The organism is Dietzia sp. CW19 (assembly GCF_014145265.1).
GTDB lineage: Bacteria > Actinomycetota > Actinomycetes > Mycobacteriales > Mycobacteriaceae > Dietzia > Dietzia natronolimnaea.
This window is the reverse complement of sequence record NZ_JAALEE010000267.1, coordinates 1-6,268: the sequence shown is the minus strand read 5'-3', so window position 1 is coordinate 6,268 and position 6,268 is coordinate 1. Positions and strand designations below refer to the sequence as shown.

Below are 6,268 nucleotides of genomic sequence, written 5' to 3'. Positions count from 1 at the left end.
AGCGGGACGGCGCCCGTCGAGCGGACCGGACAGGGAGCCGCCGGGAGGATGACGACGACGAAGTCCGCCGCCCGCCGCCGCACGCCGTGGCAGAAGGTGCTCCTCCAGCCGTGGCCCCTCCGGCCTCGCGACGTCGAGGCCCGCACCCGCCTCGCCTACGGACCCGACGCTCGCGCGACCCGGTTCGATCTCTACACGGGGAGAGGGACCGAGAGCATTCGCGGGGTGGTGATCCACATCCACGGCGGGCACTTCCGCGCGGGCGGGCCGAGCCGGGAGTCGCGGGCGATGCTCTTCGACCACGCGCTCCGCGGCTGGGCCGCGATCAGCACCACCTACCACCTCTCGTCCACGCCGGAGGCGGGCTTCCCCCAGCACCTGGTGGACGTCAAGAGGCTGATCCGCTGGATCCGCACGGAGGGCCCCGCGCACGGTATCCCGGCGGACGCCCCGATCGTGGTGGCGGGCAGCTCGGCCGGCGCGCACATCGCCATGATGACCGCTCTGACCGCCGGCGACCCGAGATTCCAACCCGGCTTCGAGGACCTGGACACCTCCCTGGCGGGTGCGATCGGGCTCTACGGCTACTACGGCCGTCTGGGCGCGGCGACCAAGGACCTCTCCGACCCGGTCCGCCACCCGGCGGAGGGCGCGCCCCCGATCGCGATCATCCACGGGACCGACGACATGTACACCCCGGTCAAGGGTTCGCGCAGGCTGGTGCGGCACCTGCGGGGCGGGTCGTCGAACCCCGTGGTCTACGCCGAACTCCCCGGCGCGCAGCACGGGTTCGACGCGGTGCAGTCCGCCCGCTACCTCGCGGTGATCGCGGCGCTCCGGAGGTTCACCGAGCCCCTCGCCGGGTCGGGCGTAATGTCGCCTCGGTGACGACCCACCGAGCGGGATCGCACTGACGAGAGAGGCCATCATGCCGTTGTCCGGCGAGTACGAGCCCAGCCCCAGCACGTGGGTGCGGGATCAGGTCGAGCAGTACGAGAAGAGCAACGGGGCATCGGGCTCCGAGCTGTCGGGCATGCCGGTGGTCATCGTGACCACGGTGGGCAAGAAGTCGGGGAAGCTGCGCAAGACTCCCCTGATGCGGGTCGAGCACGACGGTTCCTACGCCGCCGTCGCCTCCCTGGGCGGCGCACCCACCCATCCGGTCTGGTACTGGAACATCAAGGCCCACCCGCACGTTGAGGTGCGGGACAAGGACCGGGTCGGTGACTTCCTCGCCCGCGAGGTGACCGGTGCGGAACGCGACTTGTGGTGGGATCGGGCGGTCGCGGTGTACCCCGACTACCGCGACTACCAGGAGAAGACCGAGCGGACGATCCCCGTCTTCGTGCTCGACCCCCGGGACTGAGGTCCCTCACCACCGCACCCACCGATCCCGGTGCCCTGCCACCTCAGGAGGCCTCGAATGACCCGAACCGCCCTCGTCCTCGGATGCGGTGGCACCATCGGGGGCGCCTGGACGATCGCGGCCATGCACGCCCTCGCCGAGCAGACCGGATTCGATCCCCGCGACGCCGACGTTCTGCTGGGCACCTCGGCGGGGGCCGAGTTGGTGACCATGGTGGGCGGCGGCGTCGGGGTCGACGAGTTGGTGGACATGCAGCGCGGACGGGCCCGGGACCCCAGGCTCCGCGAGCACATCGCGTCCACCCCGCCCGGCAGGCCGCCGCTGCCCCGGCCACCCCTGCTCAATCCCGGACTGCTGCGCACGCACTCCGGCCTGGCCGCCTACGCCGGGATCGCCCCCAGCGGTCGAGGCGACATGGGATGGCTGCAGCGGTTGGCCGAGGGGTTCGAGGTGGGCTCCTGGTTGCCCCACCCTGCCGCCCGGATGGTCGCCTACGACATCCGCGCCGGTGAGCGGGTCGTGTTCGGCGCACCGGGTTCGCCGATCGCGACCGTCGGCGAGGCGCTGCGCGCGTCCTGGTCGACCCCCGGGTGGATGACCCCGGTCCCCATCGGCGACCGCATCTTCGTCGACGGCGGAATGGGGTCGACCGCCTCCGTGGATCTGCTCTCGCCCGAGGACGCGGACCTCATCTACGTGATCGCTCCCATGGCGTCGGCTCCCGGCGTCCGTGTGCCCGGACCCGGCGGCCGGCTCGAACACCGCCTGATCCGACGACCGATGTCCGCGCAACTGGCCGCCGAGATCGCGGTCGTCCGCGCGCGGGGCACCACGGTGGTCCCGATCCTTCCGACGGCCGTCGATCTCGCGGGGCTGGGTGCCCACTTCATGAGCAGCACCCGCCGGGTGGCAGCGTTCGAGTACTCCATGAGGACAGCCCCGGACACCGTGCGCATCGCGCTGTCCGACGCAGGCGTCGGCGCGTGAACCCCGGCCGACGAGGCGTCAGCGGGCCGCCCGCCGGGTGACCGGTCGGGACCCGTCGCCGAGGTCCGGGTCGGGGAGACGGCGGCCGGGATCCGCGAGCCCCACCGGGTGCCCGTCCAGCGACAGCCGCCGCATGGACTCGAGCAACATGCGACGCGCGCTCGCGTTGACCGAGGAGACGCGGCTCAGGTCGAGGGTCACCTCGCCGTCACCAGGTGGGATCTCGGCCAGCCGACGCAACACCTGTTCGGCGCTCGCGAACGTCATCGGCCCCTGGAGGCGGAACGTGCGCCTGCCGGTGATCTCGTCGAACCGCACCGAACGGACGGCCTCGACCTCGGTCACCGTGGTGTTCATCAGGTGGAGTTCCAGGTCGCGCGAGAGCCGCTCGAACGTCCGGACCCCCTCGACGCTGTGTCCGTGGTCGTCGAGCCGCGGGGAGAAGACACCGAGGCCCACCTGGCCGGGCAGGGCACCGAAGATCCCGCCGGACACCCCGCTCTTGGCGGGGATCCCGACGGTGGACATCCAGTCGCCGGCCGCGTCGTACATCCCGCAGGTGGCCATGACCGCCAGCACCTGCCGTGCCACCGGCGCGGAGACGACGCGCTCGCGGGTGACGGGGTTGATCCCGCCGGTCGCCAGGGTCACGGCCATCACCGCCAGGTCGCGGACGGTCACCCGGTAGGCGCACTGGCGGGTGTAGCCGCGCACGGCCTCGTCGGGGTCGTCCTCGATGATCCCGCTGGCCCGGACCAGGTTGGCCATCGCCCGGTTCCGGAACGCGGTGCGCAGCTCGGAGTTCATGACGGCCGCGTCCACCTCCAGGCGCCGACCGGCGAACGAGGACAGCCCGGCGGCCAGTGCCTCGTCACGCTCGTCCTCGGTGGCGCCGACCGGCCCGACCAGGGTGTGGGTGGTGATGGCTCCGATGTTGATCATGGGATTCCGGGGCCTGCCGCTGATCCTCTCCAGGGAGATCTGGTTGAACGCGTCCCCGGACGGCTCCACGGCCACCTTCTCCAGGACCGCCTCGATCCCGCGGTCGCGCAGTGCCAGCGCGTAGGCGAACGGTTTGCTCATCGACTGGATGGTGAACTCGGCGTCCGCGTCGCCGGCGGTGTAGACGACGCCGTCCATCGTGCAGGCAGCCACGGCGAACCGGTCCGGGTCGACGGCCGCGAGTTCGGGGATGTAATCGGCGAGGTGCCCGTCCGCGCCCGTCGAGCACAGGTCGCGGATCTCGAGCAGATAGTCAGGTACCGGGGTCTTCACGACCTCAGCGTGTCACGGCGCCCGTCGGTCGCGCGCCCTGACGAGTCGCTCCGTTGGGGATCGGGGATGCGTCGCCGAGGTTAACGGCACTACAACGATTCCGTCTCACCGGTTACATCTGTCGCGGACATCCCCCCACACTGGGGTTACCCCCGACCCAAGACGAAAGGTTGCTCATGAAGCGGACGATCGCAGTAACGGGAGCTATCGGACTCGCAGTGTTCATGGGGGCGTGCGGCACGGACGACACGGCCGACGACGCCACCACCACTGAAGAGACCACCATGACCACGGAGATGACCACCGAGGAGACGACCGAGGAGGAGATGACGGAGGAGTCGGCGGCCACCGGCAACATCGTCGAGACCGCGATGGCCGCGGGGAACTTCACCACCCTCACGCAGGCGCTCGAGGCCGCGGGCCTGGTGGAGACCCTCGAGGGTCCCGGCCCCTTCACGGTGTTCGCTCCGACCGACGAGGCCTTCGCGGCGCTGCCTGACGGCCAGCTCGACGAGCTCCTCGCCGATCCGACCGGTGACCTGGCCCAGATCCTGCAGTTCCACGTGATCGAGGGCGACGTCATGGCCGAGGACGTCATGGGGATGGACGGCGAGACCGTCGAGACCCTCCAGGGCGGCGAGTTCACCGTCGAGGTGGAGGGCGAGACCGTCATGCTGGTGGACGGAGCGGGCAACCGCATCACCGTCATCCAGACCGACGTGCCCGCCACCAACGGCGTCATCCACGCCATCGACGGGGTCATGATGCCCCCGGCCTGACAGGCACGACAGGGCCGGTAACCCGGCCGCGCCCCGGCTCGACCCGTCACGGGTCGGGCCGGGGCGTTCCTCTGTCCCGGGTGGTCGTGGGAGCTCCCGGAGAATTGGACGACCGTCCAATCGGGGGCCGGGTCAGACCTCGTCGTAGCGCTTGAGGTCCCGGGTCGCCGGACCCTCGAGGAGTTCGCCACACGCAGAGAACCGCGACCCGTGCCACGGGCAGTCCCACGACCGCTCCGCCTCGTTCCAACTCAGCGCGGCGCCCATGTGCGGGCACAGGAGCCCCACCCTGCAGGTCCGGCCGTCGTCCCCGGTCGCCTCGCCGATCGGCCGGAGGGTCGGCCGGGGCCGACGCACCGTCGCCTGAGCGGCGGTGGCCGCGAGCTGCACCGGGAGGTCCGCGTACAGCGAGACCGCGGTACGCAGGACGCCCGTGACCGAGGGCTTGCCGAAGGAGACCCGGGGCTCACGCCCGCTGAGCCGGTCCACCATGATGCCCGCCGCCGCCGGCGCGCCCGTCAGTCCCCACTTGCTGTACCCGCCGGCGAAGTGCACCCGACCCTTCCCCCACGGCATGGGGCCGGACTTGGGCACCAGCGTGACCGGGTGGAAGTCCTGCGCGGACCAGCCGTGGGTGAACTCGGCCCCGGGGAAGTGCTTGGCGGCGTACTCGCGCAGTGAGTCGATCTTGGAGTCGGTGCCCGCGGCCGTTCCGGTGCGGTGGCCGTTTCCGCCCACCAGCAGGACCTCGCGGTCCCCCACGGGCACGGTCCGAAGGGAGCGGACCGGGCTCTCGACCGAGCCGTACATCCCCTCCGGCAGCCCGCCGGGGTACTCGAACGCGCACAGGTAGGACCGCTCGGCCTCCATCGACGCCGCGGTGGGGCCACGGTCCAGGGCCGGGGACGCGGTGGCCAGGACGACGTCCCGCGCCGAGCAGGTGCCGCCGTCACTGCGCACCTCCACGTGGGCGTCGCCGTCCTGCCCCCGCACGTCCAGTCCGGTGACACGGGAGTGCTCGACGATCCGGACACCGAGCGCCGTCGTGGCGCGGACCAGAGCCGCGAGCGCCTCGACGGGGTCGAGCTGCATCTGATCGGGCAGTTCCACGGCGGCCCGGGCGGGGAACGGCACGTCGATCCGGTCGTACCACCGGGCGGGCAGTCCGAGGGCGTCGAGCGTGCGCTTCTCCGAGCGCAGAGTGCTGGTCCCCTTGAGGCTGCGCGAGAAGGTGACCGCCCGGGGTCGCTGCACGTCCACCCCGTGGGACCCGCAGAACTCCGCCCACCAGTCCAGGCCGTACTGGTTGGCCTCCGCGTAGGCGCGGGCGGTCTCGAGACCGTGGTGCGAGCGGATGGTCGACAACCGGGTCCCCTGCAGGACCGAGACCTTGGCCGTGGTCGAACCGCTGGCGCCGGCGCCCACGGTGTGGGCCTCCAGCACCACCACGGAGCTGCCCCGTGCGGCCGCGATCAGGGCGGTGATCAGGCCGGTGAAACCCGCCCCCACCACCACGATGTCCACGTGCTCACCCTCGGGGAACTCCGCCACCGGGGGATCGATCGTCGTGCGTCGCCAGAATGATGTGCCCATCGTGCGTCTCCTCTGAGCTCGGTACGAACCTCGCGGCCACTGTAAGGCCGCACTCCTCGGCCCGCACCCGCTGAGGCGGACCGCCCCGGCGCACCTGCCGCCGATCCGGCGCCGCCGATCACCTGTCGTCGATCACCTGTCGTCGATCACCTGCCGCAGCCGCGCGGCGAACTCGTCCGCGTCGCGTGCGACGAGTCGCGAGTAGCTCAGCACCAGCCCCGGAACCGCGTACCGCGCGGACTGCCCGCTCAGCGACCGGGTGCGCCAG

General features: G+C 71.7%; 6 protein-coding genes. 4 read left to right on the top strand and 2 right to left on the bottom strand.

What is annotated here, in order from left to right; all coding sequences use genetic code 11:
* The 3 genes from G6021_RS08680 to G6021_RS08670 form a co-directional block, all read left to right on the top strand.
* On the top strand, positions 1-888 hold an 888-nt coding region (locus G6021_RS08680; RefSeq protein ID WP_206682652.1), incomplete at its 5' end, for an alpha/beta hydrolase.
* A 40-nt stretch (positions 889-928) separates the two neighbouring features.
* The gene (locus tag G6021_RS08675; RefSeq protein ID WP_182641071.1) at positions 929-1,366 is read left to right on the top strand and encodes a nitroreductase family deazaflavin-dependent oxidoreductase; all 438 of its coding nucleotides are present in this window, start codon (positions 929-931) and stop codon (positions 1,364-1,366) included.
* Positions 1,367-1,423: 57 nt separating this feature from the next.
* Positions 1,424-2,353 (top strand): patatin-like phospholipase family protein, encoded by a 930-nt coding sequence (locus G6021_RS08670; RefSeq protein ID WP_182641070.1) that lies wholly within the window; start codon positions 1,424-1,426, stop codon positions 2,351-2,353.
* An 18-nt stretch (positions 2,354-2,371) separates the two neighbouring features.
* Here the strand turns inward: G6021_RS08670 and G6021_RS08665 are convergent, their stop codons facing one another.
* Positions 2,372-3,628: a glutaminase gene (locus G6021_RS08665; protein ID WP_182639808.1), complete on the bottom strand. Its 1,257-nt coding sequence runs from the start codon at positions 3,626-3,628 to the stop codon at positions 2,372-2,374.
* A 176-nt stretch (positions 3,629-3,804) separates the two neighbouring features.
* Here G6021_RS08665 and G6021_RS08660 point away from each other — a divergent pair, with 176 nt between their 5' ends.
* Complete coding sequence (locus tag G6021_RS08660) at positions 3,805-4,407, top strand: fasciclin domain-containing protein (protein ID WP_182616055.1); 603 nt, start codon at positions 3,805-3,807, stop codon at positions 4,405-4,407.
* 132 nt (positions 4,408-4,539) lie between these two features.
* On the opposite strand, the gene G6021_RS08655 is transcribed toward G6021_RS08660, so the two are convergent.
* The gene (locus G6021_RS08655) at positions 4,540-6,000 is read right to left on the bottom strand and encodes an FAD-dependent oxidoreductase (protein ID WP_182616057.1); all 1,461 of its coding nucleotides are present in this window, start codon (positions 5,998-6,000) and stop codon (positions 4,540-4,542) included.
* Between the last annotated feature and the right edge of the window lie 268 nt (positions 6,001-6,268).